This window comes from Caulobacter sp. SLTY (assembly GCF_009905535.1).
Lineage (GTDB): Bacteria > Pseudomonadota > Alphaproteobacteria > Caulobacterales > Caulobacteraceae > Caulobacter.
Genome location: NZ_JAAALA010000002.1, coordinates 141,589 through 158,991, shown reverse-complemented (window position 1 = coordinate 158,991; position 17,403 = coordinate 141,589). Strand labels below are relative to the sequence as shown.

At 69.9% G+C, this 17,403-nt stretch carries 18 protein-coding genes; 8 read left to right on the top strand and 10 right to left on the bottom strand.

Translation table 11 applies throughout. The features are described from left to right. Positions 1–17 precede the first annotated feature (17 nt). Positions 18–1,076, top strand: a complete 1,059-nt coding sequence (gene rsgA / locus GVN21_RS01990; RefSeq protein ID WP_166573022.1) for a ribosome small subunit-dependent GTPase A — start codon at positions 18–20, stop codon at positions 1,074–1,076. 82 nt (positions 1,077–1,158) lie between these two features. After that, positions 1,159–1,485: a hypothetical protein gene (locus GVN21_RS01985; protein WP_166573021.1), complete on the top strand. Its 327-nt coding sequence runs from the start codon at positions 1,159–1,161 to the stop codon at positions 1,483–1,485. Here GVN21_RS01985 and GVN21_RS01980 read toward each other — a convergent pair. Beyond that, positions 1,482–2,459 carry an alpha/beta hydrolase family protein gene (locus tag GVN21_RS01980; RefSeq protein WP_166573020.1) on the bottom strand — a complete coding sequence of 326 codons (978 nt, stop codon included), beginning with the start codon at positions 2,457–2,459 and terminating at the stop codon, positions 1,482–1,484. The two genes, GVN21_RS01985 and GVN21_RS01980, sit on opposite strands and share 4 nt — an antisense overlap. A 52-nt stretch (positions 2,460–2,511) precedes the next feature. On the opposite strand from GVN21_RS01980, the gene GVN21_RS01975 reads away from it, so the two are divergent. Then, positions 2,512–2,913, top strand: a complete 402-nt coding sequence (locus GVN21_RS01975) for a hypothetical protein (protein WP_166573019.1) — start codon at positions 2,512–2,514, stop codon at positions 2,911–2,913. 14 nt (positions 2,914–2,927) lie between these two features. Here GVN21_RS01975 and GVN21_RS01970 read toward each other — a convergent pair whose 3' ends face one another. Genes GVN21_RS01970 through GVN21_RS01960 form a run of 3 tightly spaced genes read right to left on the bottom strand, consistent with a single transcriptional unit; the run spans position 2,928 to position 5,212 of the window. Further along, the gene (locus tag GVN21_RS01970) at positions 2,928–3,734 is read right to left on the bottom strand and encodes a hypothetical protein (protein WP_166573018.1); all 807 of its coding nucleotides are present in this window, start codon (positions 3,732–3,734) and stop codon (positions 2,928–2,930) included. Further along, on the bottom strand, positions 3,731–4,609 hold the full coding sequence (locus GVN21_RS01965; protein ID WP_166573017.1) for a CoA ester lyase: 879 nt from the start codon (positions 4,607–4,609) through the stop codon (positions 3,731–3,733). The genes GVN21_RS01970 and GVN21_RS01965 overlap by 4 nt, the downstream gene beginning before the upstream one ends. 51 nt (positions 4,610–4,660) lie before the next feature. Beyond that, a complete protein-coding gene (locus GVN21_RS01960; protein WP_166573016.1) occupies positions 4,661–5,212 on the bottom strand; it encodes a hypothetical protein in 552 nt (183 codons plus the stop codon). A 106-nt stretch (positions 5,213–5,318) separates the two neighbouring features. Between GVN21_RS01960 and GVN21_RS01955 the strand changes: the two genes are divergently transcribed. Further along, positions 5,319–5,699, top strand: a complete 381-nt coding sequence (locus GVN21_RS01955) for a DUF2237 domain-containing protein (protein ID WP_166573015.1) — start codon at positions 5,319–5,321, stop codon at positions 5,697–5,699. Between the two features lie 6 nt (positions 5,700–5,705). On the opposite strand, the gene thpR is transcribed toward GVN21_RS01955, so the two are convergent. The 3 genes from thpR to GVN21_RS01940 form a co-directional block, all read right to left on the bottom strand. After that, a complete protein-coding gene (gene thpR / locus GVN21_RS01950; protein WP_166573014.1) occupies positions 5,706–6,242 on the bottom strand; it encodes an RNA 2',3'-cyclic phosphodiesterase in 537 nt (178 codons plus the stop codon). 5 nt (positions 6,243–6,247) lie between these two features. Further along, on the bottom strand, positions 6,248–7,288 hold the full coding sequence (locus tag GVN21_RS01945; RefSeq protein ID WP_166573013.1) for an aldo/keto reductase: 1,041 nt from the start codon (positions 7,286–7,288) through the stop codon (positions 6,248–6,250). A 183-nt stretch (positions 7,289–7,471) separates the two neighbouring features. Beyond that, on the bottom strand, positions 7,472–8,104 hold the full coding sequence (locus GVN21_RS01940) for an arylesterase (protein WP_346764204.1): 633 nt from the start codon (positions 8,102–8,104) through the stop codon (positions 7,472–7,474). 82 nt (positions 8,105–8,186) lie between these two features. Between GVN21_RS01940 and GVN21_RS01935 the strand changes: the two genes are divergently transcribed. The 3 genes from GVN21_RS01935 to GVN21_RS01925 all read left to right on the top strand — a co-directional run bounded on the left by GVN21_RS01935 (position 8,187) and on the right by GVN21_RS01925 (position 12,293). Further along, positions 8,187–8,873 (top strand): ABC transporter ATP-binding protein, encoded by a 687-nt coding sequence (locus GVN21_RS01935; RefSeq protein WP_166573011.1) that lies wholly within the window; start codon positions 8,187–8,189, stop codon positions 8,871–8,873. Then, complete coding sequence (locus GVN21_RS01930; protein ID WP_166573010.1) at positions 8,870–11,440, top strand: FtsX-like permease family protein; 2,571 nt, start codon at positions 8,870–8,872, stop codon at positions 11,438–11,440. The genes GVN21_RS01935 and GVN21_RS01930 overlap by 4 nt, the downstream gene beginning before the upstream one ends. Positions 11,441–11,528: 88 nt before the next feature. Beyond that, entirely contained in the window at positions 11,529–12,293 is a 765-nt protein-coding gene (locus GVN21_RS01925; RefSeq protein WP_166573009.1) for a Bax inhibitor-1/YccA family protein, read from the top strand. Positions 12,294–12,346: 53 nt separating this feature from the next. Here GVN21_RS01925 and GVN21_RS01920 read toward each other — a convergent pair whose 3' ends face one another. Then, positions 12,347–12,682: a DUF2794 domain-containing protein gene (locus tag GVN21_RS01920; RefSeq protein ID WP_166573008.1), complete on the bottom strand. Its 336-nt coding sequence runs from the start codon at positions 12,680–12,682 to the stop codon at positions 12,347–12,349. A 347-nt stretch (positions 12,683–13,029) separates the two neighbouring features. On the opposite strand from GVN21_RS01920, the gene GVN21_RS01915 reads away from it, so the two are divergent. Further along, positions 13,030–13,764 carry an SDR family NAD(P)-dependent oxidoreductase gene (locus tag GVN21_RS01915; RefSeq protein WP_166573007.1) on the top strand — a complete coding sequence of 245 codons (735 nt, stop codon included), beginning with the start codon at positions 13,030–13,032 and terminating at the stop codon, positions 13,762–13,764. Positions 13,765–13,814: 50 nt separating this feature from the next. On the opposite strand, the gene GVN21_RS01910 is transcribed toward GVN21_RS01915, so the two are convergent. Together GVN21_RS01910 and acnA are read right to left on the bottom strand one after the other, a co-directional pair. Continuing rightward, a complete protein-coding gene (locus tag GVN21_RS01910; RefSeq protein ID WP_166573006.1) occupies positions 13,815–14,537 on the bottom strand; it encodes a DUF1223 domain-containing protein in 723 nt (240 codons plus the stop codon). A gap of 114 nt (positions 14,538–14,651) precedes the next feature. Beyond that, complete coding sequence (gene acnA / locus GVN21_RS01905; protein WP_166573005.1) at positions 14,652–17,348, bottom strand: aconitate hydratase AcnA; 2,697 nt, start codon at positions 17,346–17,348, stop codon at positions 14,652–14,654. Between the last annotated feature and the right edge of the window lie 55 nt (positions 17,349–17,403).

Genomic DNA, 17,403 nt, shown 5'->3' with positions numbered 1-17,403 from the left:
GCCCGGCGGCCGGGACATTGATCGCCCACTACGGATGGTCTGACCTGCTGGCGGAGAGCTTCACGCCGCACGCCCGCGCCGGCCACATGCCGGGCCGCATCGTCGTCCAGCAGCGCAACGGATACCTGGTGGTCACCGACCAGGGCGAGCTGCGCGCCAAGCCTTCCGGCCGGCTGATGCATGAGACCGTCGAGGACGGCCGGCCGGCGGTCGGCGACTGGGTGGCCCTGTCGCTGAACCCCGGCGAGCGGACCGCGACCCTCCACGCCATCCTGCCGCGCCGCACCGCCTTCGTGCGCCTCGCGGTCGCCAGCGCGGCGACGGTGCAGGTGATCGCCAGCAACATCGACGTGGCCTTCGTGGTCGCCTCGCTGAACGCCGACCTCAATCCCCGGCGCATCGAACGCTACCTGGCCGCCGCCTGGCAGAGCGGCGCGCGGCCGGTGGTGGTGCTGACCAAGGCCGACCTCTGCGACGACCCCGAGGCAAGAGCCGCCGAGATCGCCGCCCTGGCGACGGACTGCCCGGTGGTCGTGGTGTCGGCGCGCCAGGGCCAGGGGCTGGAGGGCCTGCTGGCGCACCTGGAGCCTGGCGAGACCTGCGTACTGATCGGCTCGTCCGGGGCGGGCAAGTCGACCCTGGTGAACGCCTTCCTGGGCGAGGCCCGGATGGCGACCAAGGCGGTGCGCGAAGGCGACGACAAGGGCCGCCACACCACCAGTCACCGCGAACTGGTGCGGCTGGCGGGCGGCGGGCTGATCATCGACACCCCCGGCATGCGGGAAGTGGGGCTGATCGGCGAGGACGAGGGCGTCACCGCGGTGTTCGAGGACGTCGAGGCGCTGGTCGGGCAATGCCGGTTCAGCGACTGCGGTCATGGGGGTGAGCCGGGCTGCGCCGTCCGCGCCGCCCTGGAGAGCGGTGAGCTCGATCCGGCCCGCTGGGCGCATTTCCAGAAGCTGGGCCTCGAGCTGGCGGCGGTCGAGGCCAAGGCCGACCAGGCGGCGAAGGACGCCCAGCGCCGCGCCCGCAAGCAGCACCGCGCCAGCAAGCAGGCGGACCGGGACGGGGACTGAACCGATTTTTTTTTGAAGAAACTGGGCCGCTTCCGCCGGGGAACAGGCTAGGGGTGGGCTTCCTGACTCAAGAGAGGCGACCATGCCCGCATTCACCATCGTCACGACCAGCGCCACCCAGGGCAGCGATGCGGCGGAGGTCAGTACCCTGGCCGACGACTTCGCCGATCAAAGCGAGGCCCTCGGCTACTCGCGCCGCATGGCCGAGGAGATGGTGGGCTATGCGAGCCAGCTGTCCCTGGACTTCGACTACAGCACCATCGGCCTCTACGAAGGCGACCTGATCGATGAGGAACTCGATCCGACCCACCCGGCCTTCGTCGGCGCCTGGGTGCTGGACGAGGACGGCGCCGGCTTCGTGCCGGCGGATGAGTTCAACGCGGACGAGGCTGAGGCCGACCCGGCCTAATCCGCGGCGCTCCGCACCCGCAGGATCGCGTCCACGATCACATCGCGGTGCTTGAGCCCCAGCATGTTCGCGTGCCCGGCCTCGTCGATGTTGATGTGAAAGCCGGTCTTGCTGACCCGCGCCGGAGCCGACTGGAATTTTTTCCAGTCCGACAGAGCGCCCTGGCGCTGCGGCCCGGCGGTGACCACTCCCACCGGCAGGTCCGGATCGTAGGGCGCCACCGCCTTGCCCTGCTCCGAGCTGGCCAGCCAGGCGGAGACCTCGCGGGCGGCCCAGCGGTTGTGGCGGCCGGAGGCAAAGGCGCGGCGCTTTTCCTTGGCCGCCTCGGGCGGCAGGCCGATGCGGTCGCCGATGGTGGGGCCCAGCGGGGCGAAGAGGCCCAGGGTGGCGCCGACGCCAGCGACGTTTGAGACCGCGGCGAAGCGGCCGATCCAGGTTTTGGCCACCGGCAGGTCGGCGGCTTCCGGCGGGGCGGCGTCGAGCAGCACCAGGCCGGCGATCTTGTCGCGGTTGCGGGCGGTGAACAGCCGCAGGTGCAGCCCGGCCATCGAATGGCCGACCATCACATAGGGGCCGGCCTCGCCCGAGGCGGCCAGCAGCTTTTCCAGGTCGCCGACAATAGCGGCGCTGTCGCGCGGGGCCGGGCCGGGGTCTGAGCGCCCCAGGCCCGCCCGGTCGTAGGCGCAGCTGCGCACACCCTTGGCGGCAAGCCCCTCCTGCACGGCCCCGAAGTCGGCCGACAGCCCGAAGGCGCCGGCCTCGAACACCACCAGGGGCCCGGGCGCGTCGGCGGGGCCCGCGCAAACCAGGTTCAGGCGGCGGCCGCCGATATCGACCAGGCGACCGGGCGGATGGGCGGAGGCGATGGCGGTCACGACGGATCCCAGGGAGATGGCAAGGGCGAGAAACAGGACCAGGGCCGCGCTCGCCCGGCCCGCTCCTGAAGCGACCCGGCGCGTGGCGGTCTTGAGCATGGGATCAATCTAGTTAGGGTCGGGCCAGATCGAAAGCGGGGAGGCCTTCGAAATGCTTCGTTTGATCCTGGGAATCGTCGCCGGGCTGGTGGTCGGGGTGGCGTTGGTCTGGGGACTGCAGATGCTGGGGCATGCGATCTGGCCGCTGCCGGCCGGGGTGGACACCCACGATCCGGAACAGGTGAAGGGCCTGATCGGCAAGATGCCGGTGATGGCGGTCGCCTGGGTGGCGGTGGCCTATGGGCTGGCGGCGTTCGGCGGGGCCAGTGTGGCGAACATCGTGGCGCAGGGACGGCTGGCGGCCGGATGGGTGGCTGTGGGGGTGCTCTTCGCGATGAGCGTCGCGACGATGTTCATGATCCCGCACCCGTTCTGGTTCGTGGGGCTGACGGTGGCGCTGTACCTGGCGGCGGGGACCGGTGCACAGGCGCTGTTCGGGAAGCGGACGGCTTAGCCGGCCGCCCGCCGTCACTGGCGCCGCATCGTCACCTGGCGGGTCGCGCCGCCTTCCCAGATCTCGCCGCTCCAGCCGCCGCCGGCGGGGCGCAGGGTGATCACCGCCGGTTGGCTTTGCCCGCGCAGTCTGAAGCGCAGTTGGACGCTGCCGTCGACCATCCGGTCGACGCTGTCGATCAGCCCGACCTGGCCCGCCCCCTTGCCCTGGCGGAGGCTGCGGAAGGCGCCGCCCTCGACCAGCCCGTTTCCCTTGTCCACCAGCTGCAGCCCATACAGCGTGCCGCCGTCCGCGCCGCGCAGCACCCAGCCGCCGTCCAGCGGACCCTGCAGGCCCTGGGCGGAGTTGGACCCGCCCCGGATCCGGCTCTCGTAGCTCTGCTCGCTGGCCGTGGGCGGCGCCTCGGGCGTGCGCCACAGCTCGTCGATCATCACCGGCCGGTCCAGCTGCGGGAGGCGAGAGACCGGCGGCGGCGGGATGAAGGGGGCGGGGGCGACATAGCTCGGTGTTGAGGCCGGAGGCGGCGCGGGCCGAGGCGTCGGGGCGGCCGTCTCCGTCGGCGCCTCGTCATCCCCGTCGGCCGTCGCCGCCCCGGTATCGACCGCCTCGTCGGCCTCGGCGGGCTCGACCTCGCCGCCGATCAAACTCTCGCTGGCCGGCGCGGACTCGGCCGCATCGTCATCCATTCCCTGCTCGGCCGCCACGCCCGACAGCAGGTCGGCGATCGGATCCTCGGTGGGCGGCGGGGTCGGTTCAGCCAGCGCCGGCCCGGCCAGCAGCACCAGCGACGCGGCCCCGGACAGGATCGCCAGACGCCTCATGCGGCCTGCGCCTCCGCGATGGCTTCGGACACCGCCACCAGCCGCTCGGCCTGGGCCAGGTGCAGCAGTTCGGCCATCCGGCCTTCGACCCGGATCGCGCCCTTGCCGGCGTTTTCGGGCAGGGCGAAGGCGGCGATCACCGCGCGGGCCCAGTCCACCTCGCCCGGCGCAGGGCTGAACACGAGGTTGCAGGGCTCGACCTGTTTGGGATGGATCAGGGTCTTGCCGTCGAAGCCAAAGTCGACCCCCTGTTCGCAGACGTTCACCAGGCCTTCGATGTTCTCGATGTCGTTGTAGACCCCATCAAGAATGGTCAGCCCCGCGCCCCGCGCCGCCGCCACCGAAAGGCTCAAGGGACCCCAGAACGGCGCGCGGTCAGCCGTCTGGCGACAGCGCATCTCCTTGGCCAGGTCGTTGGTGCCCATGACCCAGGTGGTCATGCGGGTGGTCTTCGCCGCCTTGGCGATCTCATCAAGGGCGAACAGGGCCGCGCAGGTCTCGATCATCGCCCACAGCTTCGTGGTCGCCGGCGCCTTTTCGATGGCGGCGTCGTAGGCGGCGACATCGGCCCCGCTGCTGACCTTTGGAACCAGGATGGCGTCCGGCCCCGCCAGGGCCACCGCCGCCAGGTCCTCGGCCCCCCAGGGGGTGTCCAGCCCGTTGGTCCGGATGACCAGCTCGCGCCGCCCGAACCCGCCGGCCTTCACCGCCTCCACCGCCTGGCCCCGCGCGGCTTCCTTGGCCTCCGGCGCCACCGCGTCCTCCAGATCGAGGATCACCACGTCGCAGGCCAGGGTGCGGGCCTTGTCGAGCGCCTTGGCGTTGGAGGCGGGCAGGTAGAGGGCGCTGCGGCGGGGGCGGGGAATGTCGGTCATGGTCTTCCGGCGAGGGCAGGGGAAGGCGCGGTGATAGCGGCCCGGCGGAAATCAGTCGAGCGTCACGCCTTCGGCCTTGGCGGCGGCGTCGATCCTGCCGTTCATGTAGCGCCACTGCTTTTCGGTGGTGTCGATCACCCCGAAGGCGGCGCCCACGAAGTCGGCCATGGCGCGGCAGGTCTTGAGATCGTCCTGGCTCTTGGTCGCCTCCATGAACGGCGCCATGGCCGCCATGAGGCCTTCCAGGGACTTCATGTTGTCCTTGCCCAGGGCCTCGAAGGTTGGGTCCTTCAGCATGCCGGAGGCGAAGGCGCCGGCTTCCTGCTGGGTCCAGGCGCCCTTGGCGACCATCTGGTCCATCCGCCACCTGGCGGTGGCTTGGGCATGGCGATTGTAGTCCTCCATATAGGCCATCACCCCCTCCAGGGTGGTCTCGGAGCGGGCGACGATCTCCGTCCGCTTGGCTGGGGTATCGCAGTCGGCGACGGAATGGATGGCGGGCCGCGCCATCAGCGGCTTGGGCTTGCCGCCGTCCTGGGCCAGGGCGGCGAGGGGCGCGGCCGCTAGGGTCAGGGCCAGGAGGGCGCGGGTCAGGGTCTTCACGGTCGTGGCTCCATGGAATGGTCAGCCATGGTGGCAACATTCCCGCCTCGCGCCAAGCCGGCTCGCCGCACTGGCGCGTGCGCCCGGTTGGCGTCAGGATGGCCGTATGACCCGCTACGATCCCACCGCGAAGAACGTCCTCGGCGGCGAGCTCATTCCCTGTTCGCTCGACCCGGTGACCGGCTTCTACCGCAACGGTTGCTGCGAGACCGGGCCACAGGACCTTGGCCTGCACACCGTCTGCGCGGTGATGACCGCCGACTTCCTGGCCTACAGCCAGCGCCAGGGGAACGACCTGTCCACCCCGCGCCCGGAGTTCGCCTTCCCCGGCCTCAAGCCCGGAGACCGCTGGTGTCTCTGCGCGCCCCGCTGGAAGGAGGCGCTGGACGAGGGTTGCGCGCCCCAGCTGGTGCTGGAATCGACCCATGAAGAGACCTTGGCCATCGTCCCGCTTGGCGTGTTGAAGGACTATGCGGTGGAGGCCTGAGGCCTCTCACTCCAGCCGGTAGTCCCGTTCCAGCCGATAGGCCGACCCGTCCCGCGTCCGGTGGCTTGAATAGAGCCCGAACCGCGTCACCCGGAACGGCGGGGAGTGCAGCAGGTTGTGCGCCTGCTCCCAGGCGATCACCCGGCCGGGATCAGGCCGGTTCAGATAGGCCAGTGTCACGTGCGGATGGTAGACCCGCGTCTCCGCCGCCAGCCCGGCCCGCCGCGCCGCCGCCTCGCACCGCTTGGCCAGCGCCCGCAACGGCTCGCTCTCAGCAACGCCCGCCCAGATGGCGTGGATATCCTGGCCGTCGCCGAAATGGCCGACCCCGGTCAGCTCCAGGTCGAAGGCCGGCGGGGCGATGGCCGACAGTTCGGCGTCGAGGTCGTCGGCTACATCCTCCCGCACCTCGCCGCAGAACCGCAGCGTGATGTGAAGCTGCTCCTCCGTCCGCCAGCCAGCGCCCGGCAGGTCCTGCTGGTGAGACTTCAGACCCTGGGCGATGTCCCAGGGAATACCGATGGCGGCGAACAGGCGAAGCATGGGCCTTACGGACAGGGGTTGGGCCGCTGAACGTGCAGCTCGTCCACCGCCTTGTCGAGCGCCTCGGTCCAGTCGATGTCGAAGGCGTCGATGTCGCTCTTCAGCTGGTCCATGGTGGTCGCCCCGATAATGGTGGCGGTCACGAACGGCTTGCTGTCGCAGAACCGCAGAGCCAGACCTTCGGGGGTCAGCCCATGCGCGGCGGCCAGGTCGACGTAGGATCGGATGGCCTCCTGCGAACCCGGCCCGTCATAGCGCTGCATGCGATTGTACAGGGTCTTACGCGCGCCGGGCGGCAGCGCCCCATCCAGGTATTTGCCGGTCAGCGCCCCCTGGGCCAGCGGCGAATAGGCCAGCAGGCCGACATCCTCGCGCATGGCGATCTCGGCCAGGCCGTATTCGAACACCCGGTTGACCAGGCTGTAGGCGTTCTGGATCGAGGCCATGCGCGGCAGACCCAACCGGTCGGCCGCCTCCACGAACTTCATCACCCCCCAGGGCGTCTCGTTCGACACCCCGACAGCCCGGATCCGCCCGGCCTTCACATGGGTGTCGAGCGCCGAGAGGATGGCCTCGAAGCCTTCGTAGTCGGCGTCATAGTCCTTGAAGGTCATGCCGCCGAAGATGCGCACCGATCGGTCAGGCCAGTGCAGCTGGTAGAGGTCGATATAGTCGGTGTTGAGACGCTTGAGGGAGGCCTCCACCGCCTCGTCGATCTGGCCCTTGGTCAGCCGCGTGGGCGAGCCGTCGGCCCGCAGCCAGCTCATCGGCGAACGCCCCGCCACCTTGGAGGCCAGCACCACCTCGGCCCGACGGCCGGTCTTGGCGAACCAGGAGCCGATATGCCGCTCGGTCGCCCCTTGCGTCTCCGGCGTCGGCGGCGAGGCGTACATCTCGGCCGTGTCCCAGAAATTCACCCCGCGCTCGAGGGCGTAGTCCATCTGCTCGTGCGCCTGCGCCTCGCTGTTCTGCGAGCCCCAGGTCATGGTGCCCAGGCAGCAGCGCGACACCCGGATGCCGGTCCGGCCCAACTCTGAATATTGCATTCCGTCCCCTCTTCAGCCGGGGACTGGTTGCCCGCCGCGCCGCTCGTTCCGAACTCTCTATGCCCTCTCCCGGGCTACCTGTCCCCGACGGGCCACCGGCGCCAGATCGGGGACAGGTAGCTTGGGCCAGACCGAGTTTCATTCTGTTCCGTCAGCACACCGAGCAACCAGTCCCCTGATTTCTTACCCCAGCGCCCGCACCACCGTCGGCGCCAGGCCCCGGGCGATGATCTTCACCCCTTCGGTGTTGGGGTGGATGCCGTCGCGCTGGTTCAGGCGCGGCACCCCGGCGACACCAGCCAGCAGGTCCGGATACAGCACCGCCCCATGCTTGCGCGCCAGGGTCGGGAAGATGGCCGCGAAGTCCCTCGCATAGCTGCGGCCCAGGGCCGGCGGCGGCCGCATTCCGGCCAACACCACCTTGATGCGGCGGGCCTTCAGCCTGGCCACGATCCGGTCGAGGTTCTGGCTGGTGCGCCGGGGGTCCAGCCCCTGCAGCAGGTCGTTGCCGCCCAGGGCCACGACGCAGACGGTGGTGTCAGCCTGGACCGAGAAGTCCACCCGCGCCAGACCGGCGGCCGAGGTATCGCCGCTGACCCCCGCCCCGCGCACCCGCGCCCGTCCGCCCAGCCGGTTGAGTTCGGTCTCAAGCACGAAAGGCAGCGCCGACCGCGAGGGCAGGCCCAGCCCCGCGGTGATGCTGTCGCCCAGCAGGGTGACGATGCGCGGCTTCGGCTGCGCCAGCGCCACGCCCGGCGCGGCCAGCACAGCCCCGGCCAGCACCGCGCGCCGGCTTAAGAATCGTTCAGGTGTCATTGCCATTCGAGCGCCCTATGTAGGTGAGGAGATCGCCGCGACAAACGCTTCCTCCCCCTGAAATTTCCCGAGCCGCCCAAGCATGTTCGATACCTCAGCAGAGACCGCCCCCCTGGCCCTCCAGGGGGTGACCCTGACCCTGCCCTCGGCGGCGGGGCCGGTGGAGATCCTGAAAGGCGTCGACCTGACCGTCGGGCCGGGCGAACGGGTGGCGGTGGTCGGGCCATCGGGGTCGGGCAAGTCGTCGCTGATCGCCGTGGCGGCGGGGCTGGAGCGGCCGACATCGGGGACGGTTCGGCTGTTCGGCCAGGACATGGGCCCACTGTCGGAAGACGGTCGGGCAAAACTGCGGCGCGGGCGGGTCAGCCTGGTGTTCCAGAGCTTCCACCTGCTGCCGAACATGACCGCCGAGGAAAACGTCTCCGCCCCGCTGGAGATCGCCCGCCGTGCGGACGCCACGGCCATGGCCCGCCAGTGGCTTGACCGCGTCGGCCTCTCCTCCCGCCTGACCCACTACCCGCACCAGCTCAGCGGCGGCGAGCAGCAGCGCGTGGCCCTGGCCCGCGCCCTCTCGGTCCAACCCAAGCTGCTGTTCGCGGACGAGCCGACCGGCAACCTCGACGGCCCCAACGCCGGCGCCGTCGCCGACCTGATGTTCGACCTGGTGGCCCAGACGACCGCCGCCCTGGTGCTGGTCACCCACGACCCCGCCCTGGCCGCCAGGGCCGACCGCACCGTGACCATGGGCAGCGGCAAGGTGGTGGGGTGAGCCCCCTCTCCTTCCGCTTCGCCGCCCGCGAGCTGCGCTCCGGCGTCGCCGGGTTCCGCATCTTCCTGGCCTGCCTGGCGCTGGGGGTGGCGGCGATCGCCGCCGCCGGCTCTACGGCGGAGGCCTTCCGCGCCGGGCTGGCGACCCAGGGCCGGGAGATCCTCGGCGGCGACCTCAGGGTCAATGTCGAGGACCGCCGGTTCACCGACGCCGAGCGCGCCCGGTTCGCCGCGCTTGGCAAGGTGGTGTTCTCCGCCGGCCAGAGGGCGATGGCCGAGGCTCCCAACGGGGAGCGCACCCTGACCGAGCTGCGCGGGGTCAGCCCCGGCTATCCCCTGCTCGGCAAGGTCGAACTCTCCGGCGCCCCGGATCTCGCCGCCGCCCTGCGCTGGGACGGCGAGGTCGCCGGCGCGGTGGCTGAACAGGCGCTGATCGACAAACTGGGCCTGAAGATCGGCGACCGCTTCCTGGTCGGCGAGGCGCCCTTCGTGCTGCGCGCCGTCCTGCTCAGCGAGCCGGATCGCCTGGGTCGCGGCTTCGCTCTGTCACCGCGGGTGCTGACCAGCCTGGAGGCGGTCGAGAAGGGCGGCTTCCTGGCCGAGGGCCTGCCCGACCGGGGTGAGACCGCTCGCATCGCCCTGCCCGCCGGCGCGGACGTAGACGGCGCCGCCCGCGGCCTCGACCCGACCCGCGTGAAGCGGGACGGCGACCAGCCCCGGGGCCAGCGCCGCATCGCCCGTCCCCCCAACGGGCTGGAAATCGCCACCCGCAACGAGGCGGCCAACGGCATCAAGCGGCTGATCGACCAGCTGGAATACTTCCTTGGCTTTATCGGCCTGGCCTCACTGGTCGCGGGGGGCCTGGGCGTCGCCGGGGCGGTCAGCGCCTATCTGGAGGCCCGCAAGCCCTCCATCGCCGCCCTCAAGGCGTTGGGCGCGGAGGGGGTGCTGATCCGCAACCTCTACCTGATCCAGATCGCCGTGCTGGCGGCGCTGGGCGTCGCCATCGGCCTGGCGGTCGGGGCCGTCGCTCCGCTGATCCTCGGCCAGATTGCCAGGGACCAGCTGCCGATCCCGGCCCTGTTCGCCGTCTATCCAATGCCGCTGCTGAAAGCCGCCGCCTTCGGCCTGCTGGCGGCGGCCGCCTTCTCCCTGATCCCCCTGGCCCGCGCCCGCTCGACCCCGCCCTCGGCCCTGTTCCGGCGCGATCTGGCTGGCCGGGTCGGCTGGGGGCTGGAGCTGTGGGTCACCATCGCGGCGGGGCTGGGCCTGGCCGCCCTGGCCGTGGTTACCGCCCCGACGCCGCTGTCGGCGGTGATCATGATCGGCGGGGTGGCCGTCGCCTTCGGCCTGCTGGCCCTGCTCGGACGCGGGGCGGCCTGGGGCGCCGGACGCCTGCGCCGGTTTGCCAGGGGGCCCCTGCGTATCGGCTTGGCCAACCTCGCCGGGCCGCGCTCGGCCGCCCGCACCGCTGCCCCCGCCATCGGCCTGGGGGTCGCCCTGCTGGCCTCGGTGGTGCTGATCCAGTCCAGCCTGCTGGCCCAGATCGGCGAGGTCGCCCCCCGCACCGCCCCCTCCATGGTGTTCCTCGACGTCCCCGGCGAACGGATCGCCGACTTCGACAGGACGGTGCAGGCCGCCTTCGGCCGCCCCCTGACCGAGGATGCCTACCGGCGATTCCCGTTCGTCACCGGCCGTATCGTGCGGCTGAAGGGCGAGCCAGTGGACCTGGAGAAGGTCAGCCCCGGCGAGCGCTGGGCCTATGACAACGACCTGCAGATGTCGGTGTTCGACGCCGCCCCCAGCGACGCGGGCGTCGTCGAGGGCGCCTGGTGGCCGGCCGGCTATCGCGGTCCGCCGCAGCTGGTCATGGAGGTCGATTCCGCCAAGGGGGCGGGCCTGAAGGTCGGCGACATGGTGACCGTCTCCATCCTCGGCCGCGAGATCGACGCCCGTCTGGCCGCCTTGCGCAAGGTGGAGTGGGGCAGCTTCGGTCCCGCCTTTACCGTGATCATGAACCCGTCGGCCCTGGAGGGCGCGGGTCTCCGCTACATCGCGATCGCCAAGGGTGGGGCGACCGAGGAGCGGGCGGTGACACGGGCTCTCGGACGTGATTTTCCAGAGGTCAACGTGATCAGCGTCCGCGAAGGCCTGGCCCAGGCGGTGGAGATGTTCGATCGCCTGAAGCTGGCGGTGCAGGGGGCCGCCGCCGTGGCCGCCTTGGCCGGGTTGCTGGTGCTGGCCGGGGCCATCGCGGCCGGGGCGCGGGCCCGTGCGCGCGAGGCGGCGACGCTCAAGGTGCTGGGCGGATCGCGCCTTCAGATCCTGTCGGCCTATGCAGTGGAGTATGGCGCCGTGGGCCTGATCGCCGGGGTCTGCGGGGTGGCGCTGGGCTATGCGGCGGCGTGGCCGGTGGTGGTACTGATCTTCGAGGCCGGCTGGAGTGTCGACTGGAGCGGCGTCGCCGCCCTGGTCGGCGGCGCGTCCGGGCTGGCGGCCGTCGGTGGGCTGCTGGCCGCCGCCCAGGCCCTGTCGCGGCGACCGGCGCCCGTGCTGCGCACCGAATGAGTCGCCCGAAGTACTTGCGTCATCCGGTCGCGCACCCGATATTCAGCCGCACGACCCCATTTCGGGGCCATGAAAGGATAGATTTACGATGAGCGACTTCGAACGCGGCTACGCGCGCTCGATCCCGCACACCGGCGACATGTCGGTCGACGCTGGACTGCGCGCCTTCATGCTCGGCGTCTACAACAAGATGGCCCTGGGCCTCTTGCTGTCGGCCGTCCTGGCCTTTGGCGTGGCCAATTTCCCGCCCATGCGCGACCTGCTGTACGCCACCACCGCCTCGGGAGCCTTCGCGGGCTATACCATCCTAGGCCTGGTCCTGTCCTTCGCACCCCTGGTCCTGCTTCTGGTGGCCGGCTTTGTGATGAAGAACCCCAGCCCGGCGGCCGCCGCCGGCCTGTACTGGACCATCGTCTCGGTGATCGGCGTCAGCGGCGCGGTCTGGGTGCTGCGCTACAACCTGCCCTCGCTGGCTTCGACCTTCCTGATCACGGCCACCGCCTTCGGCGCGCTGAGCCTGTTCGGCTACACGACCAAGAAGAACCTGTCCGGCATGGGCTCGTTCCTGATCATGGGCGTGTGGGGTCTGATCGCCGCCGGCCTGGCCACCTTCCTGCTGCCGGGGCTGGGCTCGAACCCGATCTTCTTCTTCGGCTTCAACATCATCGGCGTGCTGATCTTCGCGGGCCTCACCGCCTACGACACCCAGCGCCTGAAGATGACCTACTATGAGATGGGCGGCGACCAGAACGGTCTGGCCGTGGCCACCAACTACGGCGCCCTGAGCCTGTACCTGGACTTCATCAACATGTTCCAGTTCCTGCTCGCCCTGTTCGGCGGCCGCCGCGAATAGCGGTCAGCGACAGGCTGAAAAAGTGGAAGGCCCCGGTTCGCCGGGGCCTTTTGCTATTCCACTACCTGAAACTTCTTGGCCTCGAACAGCCGCAGCACCTGGGCCAGCTCATGGCCCCGCCGCAGGATCATCCCGCCCTGGCCCTTGACCGACCAGGCCCCCTGGCGCCGCGCCAGGTCAGGCTGTTTCTCGATGCGATAGAGCGGCTGTTCGGAGGCGCGGCGGAAGACGCAGAACACCGCCTTGTCGCTCAGGCCCGCGATGGCGTAGTCCCGCCACTCGCCCGCCGCCACCATGCGGCCGTACAGGCGCATCAGCTGGTCCAGCTCCCGGCGCTCGAAGAAGACCTGCACGCCGGGCGGGGACGGGTATGTCGGATCGAGGCTCATCGACAATCGTCAGCCTGCCCCAATTTCCAGAGCTTGGCGAGAGGGGAGCAGCGATTGTGCGAACGCCGAAACATCAGGCCCCGAAATGACCGCGATTGGGTCCAACCGCCGCCCGTTTCCCCAACGATAACCTGAGTGTCGGCTGATCGACGGGCCCAGCGGGTTCGGACTTGAACAGCCCCCCAGCCCCCCCCCGGATTCGTGGGGTCCCCTGGATCGGCCGACACCTAAAATGAAGCCCGCGTCGCACCCTCCCCCCCTGGCGACGCGGGCTTTTTCTTTGCCCGATCCTTTTCTTTGCATGACGTTGGGGTGGCCTGCTTCCATAGGAAAAAAGGGAGCAGACCATGGGAAGACTGTCCGGCCGCAGGGCCATCGTCACCGGAGCCGCCAGCGGTATCGGCCGCGCCACTGCCCAACTGTTCGCAGGCGAAGGCGCCCAGGTGCTGGCCGTCGACCGGCCGGGTGCGGACCTCGCCTTCGACAACCCCGCCATCCTGACCCTGGCCCAGGACATCACCGAGGACGCCGCCCCGGACGCCATCGTCTGCAAGGCGGTGGAGACCTTCGGCGGGCTGGACATCGTCTACAACAATGCGGGCGTCGGCTTCAGCGCCCCGGTGGCCGACACCACCGACGATCAGTTCGACCGCCAGATCGCCGTCAACCTGCGGGCCGCCTTCCGCATCGCCCGCCAGTCGGTCCCGCATCTGGTGAAGTCCGGCCACGGCCGGCTGATCTTCACCGCCTCGATTATGGCCCGCCACACCGACAACGGCCTGGTCGCCTATTCGGCCGCCAAGGCCGGGGTGGTGGGGATGATGCGCACCTTCGCCCTGGAGCTCGGTCGCCACGCGGTGACCAGCAACGCCATCCTGCCCGGCGCGATCGCCACCGGCATGACCGCCGCCAGCTTCCAACGCGAAGACATCCAGGCCGTCTGGGCCAAGAAGGCGGCGCTGAAGCGTCTGGGCCAGCCGATCGACATCGCCCGCGCGGCCCTGTTCCTGGCCAGCGAAGACGGTGGCTTCGTCACCGGCCAGGCGCTCGGGGTCGATGGCGGGTTGATGCTCAGGGTGTGAAGCGCGTTCCGGTAAGTGGGAACCGGTTATCGGATCAAACGCGCGACAAACTAAGAGGCCGGCTCGGTCAGCACGGCCAGGATGCGGCCGCCCTTGGCCGCCTGCAGGATGACCACCGTCTTCAGCCCGTCCTCCGTCGCCTTGGGCGTGCGGTAGGCGGTCGGGCGGCCGGCCCAGCCGCCGAGGCGGGCGACCTGGCGGACGACGTTCTTGTGGACCAGGGTCTCGCCGCGGTTGTCGCCCTTGCGGGGGGTGACTTCCTGCGCGCGGGGATCATAGCGGATCAGCCAGACCTCGGCCCCGCCGCGCGGGACCGGGCCGGAGCCGACGGCGACCCTGGTGGTTCCCAGGAACTGCATGTCGGGCGGATTGCGCGGCGCCTTGGCGGCCTGCGTCACCAGGGCGTCGACCTTGTCGGCGCGCCCGCCGCCGGTCTGATAGCGGCCGTCGACGACCACCTGGGGGGTGTAGACCTCGCGGATGGCCAGCTTTCGGGCATAGGCCCGCTGGCGCTCGACGAAGGCCGGCTGGGCGAAGGTGTCCCGCCAGCCGAGGTAGTCCCAGTAGTCGACGGCGAAGGTCAGGGCCAGCACGCCCGGATCGTCGGCAATCTCAGCCAGATGGTCGTTGGCGGCCCGGCAGGAGGAGCAGCCCTGGGCGGTGAAGAGCTCGACCACCACGGGTGGCCTGGACGGCTGGGCGGCCGATGCCGCGATCGGGGCCATGCCTGGGACAAGCGCCGCCAGGGCGAGAAACAACAGGATGCGCCTCATGGCGCGCACTTAAGCGGAACCCAGGCGATAAGGGGCTTCACGAGGCCGTGAAACCGTCGCGGACAAGCAAAAGCCCCCTCCGATGGAGGGGGCTTCCGCAGGTCAGGTCGCGATTCAGGCAGCCGGCTTGGCCAGGTTGCGCAGCACGTAGTTCAGCACGCCGCCATTCTTGAAGTACTCAAGCTCGGTCGGGGTATCGATGCGGCAGCGGACCGGGAAGCGGGCGATGCGGCCGTCCGACGGGCGGTAGAGTTCGACGATCAGTTGCTTGCGGGGCGCCAGGTCCTGCAGTCCGCGGATCGAGACGATCTCTTCACCGGTGAGGCCCAGGCGCTGCCAGCCGTCGTTGAGGAACTGCAGCGGCAGGACGCCCATCCCGACCAGGTTGGAGCGGTGGATGCGCTCGAAGGTCTCGGCGATCACCGCCCGGACGCCGAGCAGCTTGGCGCCCTTGGCCGCCCAGTCGCGCGACGACCCGGTGCCGTACTCCTTGCCGGCGAAGACCACCGCCGGGCGGCCTTCCTGCTGGTAGCGCATGGCCGCGTCGTAGATCGGCATGGTCTGGCCGGAGGGGAAGTGCTTGGTCACCCCGCCCTCGATGTCCGGGGTGATCTTGTTGCGGATGCGGATGTTGGCGAAGGTGCCGCGCATCATCACTTCGTGGTTGCCACGGCGGCTGCCGTAGCCGTTGAAGTCCTCGAAGCGGACCTGGTGGCTCAGAAGATACTCACCGGCGGGCGAGGCCTTCTTGATCGAACCGGCGGGGCTGATGTGGTCGGTGGTGATGCTGTCGCCGAACACGCCCAGGATCCGCGCCTCAATGACGTCGGTCACCGGGGAGGGGGTCATGGTCATGCCCTCGAAGTAGGGCGGGTTCTGCACGTAGGTGGAGCCCATGTCCCAGGCGTACGTCTGGCCACCGGCGACCTTGATCGCCTGCCAGTTCTTGTCGCCGGTGAACACGTCGCCATAGCGTTCGGCGAACATCTTGCTGGTCACAGACTTCTTCTGCAGGGCGGCGATATCGGCGTTGGTCGGCCAGATGTCCTTCAGGAAGACGTCCTTGCCCTTCTTGTCCTGGCCGATCGGCTGGGTCAGCAGGTCGATCTTCATCGACCCGGCCAGGGCGTAGGCCACAACCAGCGGCGGGCTGGCCAGGTAGTTGGCGCGGACGTCGGGGTTCACCCGGCCTTCGAAGTTGCGGTTCCCGGACAGCACCGAGGCCGCGACCAGGTCACCCTCGGAGATGGCCGCCGAGATGGCTTCCGGCAGCGGGCCGCTGTTGCCGATGCAGGTGGTGCAGCCGTAGCCGACCAGGTTGAAGCCCAGCGCGTCCAGGTGCTTCTGCAGGCCGGCCTTGGCCAGGTAGTCGGTGACCACCTGCGAGCCGGGCGCCAGGGAGGTCTTCACCCAGGGCTTGACCGACAGGCCCTTGGCGATCGCGTTCTTGGCCAGCAGGCCGGCGGCGATCAGCACCGAGGGGTTGGAGGTGTTGGTGCAGCTGGTGATCGCCGCGATGACCACGTCGCCGTGGCCGACGTCGAACTTCTCACCGGCGACCGGAACGCGCACATCGGCGCCTTCCTTCTTGCCGAACTCACCGGCCAGGGATTCGGCGAAGGCCGAGGCGGCGCTGGACAGCAGCACCTTGTCCTGCGGGCGCTTGGGGCCGGCCAGCGAGGGCAGGACGTCGTCCAGGGCCAGTTCGAGGATGTCGGTGAATTCCGGCTCGGGCGCTTCCGGATCGAACCACATGCCCTGGGCCTTGGCATAGGCTTCCACCAGGTTGACGCGGGCGGCGTCGCGGCCGGTGGCCTTCAGGTAGTCGACAGTGGCTTGCGACACCGGGAAGAAGCCGCAGGTGGCGCCGTATTCGGGGGCCATGTTGGCGATGGTCGCCTGGTCCTCGATGGTCAGGTTCGCCAGACCGTTGCCGAAGAACTCGACGAACTTGCCGACCACGCCCTTCTTGCGCAGCATCTGGGTGACGGTCAGCACCAGGTCGGTGGCGGTCGCGCCTTCCGGCAGGGCGCCGGTCAGACGGAAGCCGATCACTTCGGGGATCAGCATCGGGATGGCCTGGCCGAGCATGGCGGCTTCCGCCTCGATGCCGCCGACGCCCCAGCCGAGCACGGCCAGACCGTTGACCATGGTGGTGTGGCTGTCGGTGCCGACCACGGTGTCGGGATAGGCGACTTCGCTGTCGAGGCCGGCGTCATTGGCGGTCCATACGGTCTGGGCCAGGTATTCCAGGTTCACCTGGTGGCAGATGCCGGTGCCGGGGGGCACGACGCGGAAGTTATTGAAGGCCGAGGAGCCCCAGCGCAGGAAGTTGTAGCGCTCCAGATTGCGCTGGTACTCGATGGCCACGTTGTCGGCGAAGGCCTTGGCGTTGCCGAAGTGGTCGACCATGACCGAGTGGTCGATGACCAGGTCGACGGGGATCAGCGGGTTGATCTTGGTCGGATCGCCGCCGAGCGCGGTCATGGCGTCGCGCATGGCGGCCAGGTCGACCACGGCGGGCACGCCGGTGAAGTCCTGCATCAGGACGCGGGCGGGGCGGAAGGCGATCTCGTGTTGGACCGAACCCCGGTTCTGGACCCAGGCGGCCATGGCCTTGAAGTCCTCGGCGTCGGTCTCGGCGCCGTCTTCATTGCGCAGCAGGTTTTCGAGCAGAACCTTCATCGAGACGGGCAGGCGCGAAATTCCGGCCAGACCAGCCTCTTCCGCGACGGGCAGGCTGTAGTAGACGTAGGTCTTGCCGCCGACCGAGAGGGTCCGGCGGGTTTGCAGGCTGTCGATGGACGCCATTTTGGGGAGTTACCTTTCTGTTCAGGACCGCCCGAGAACCGCTCCCGGGATCGCG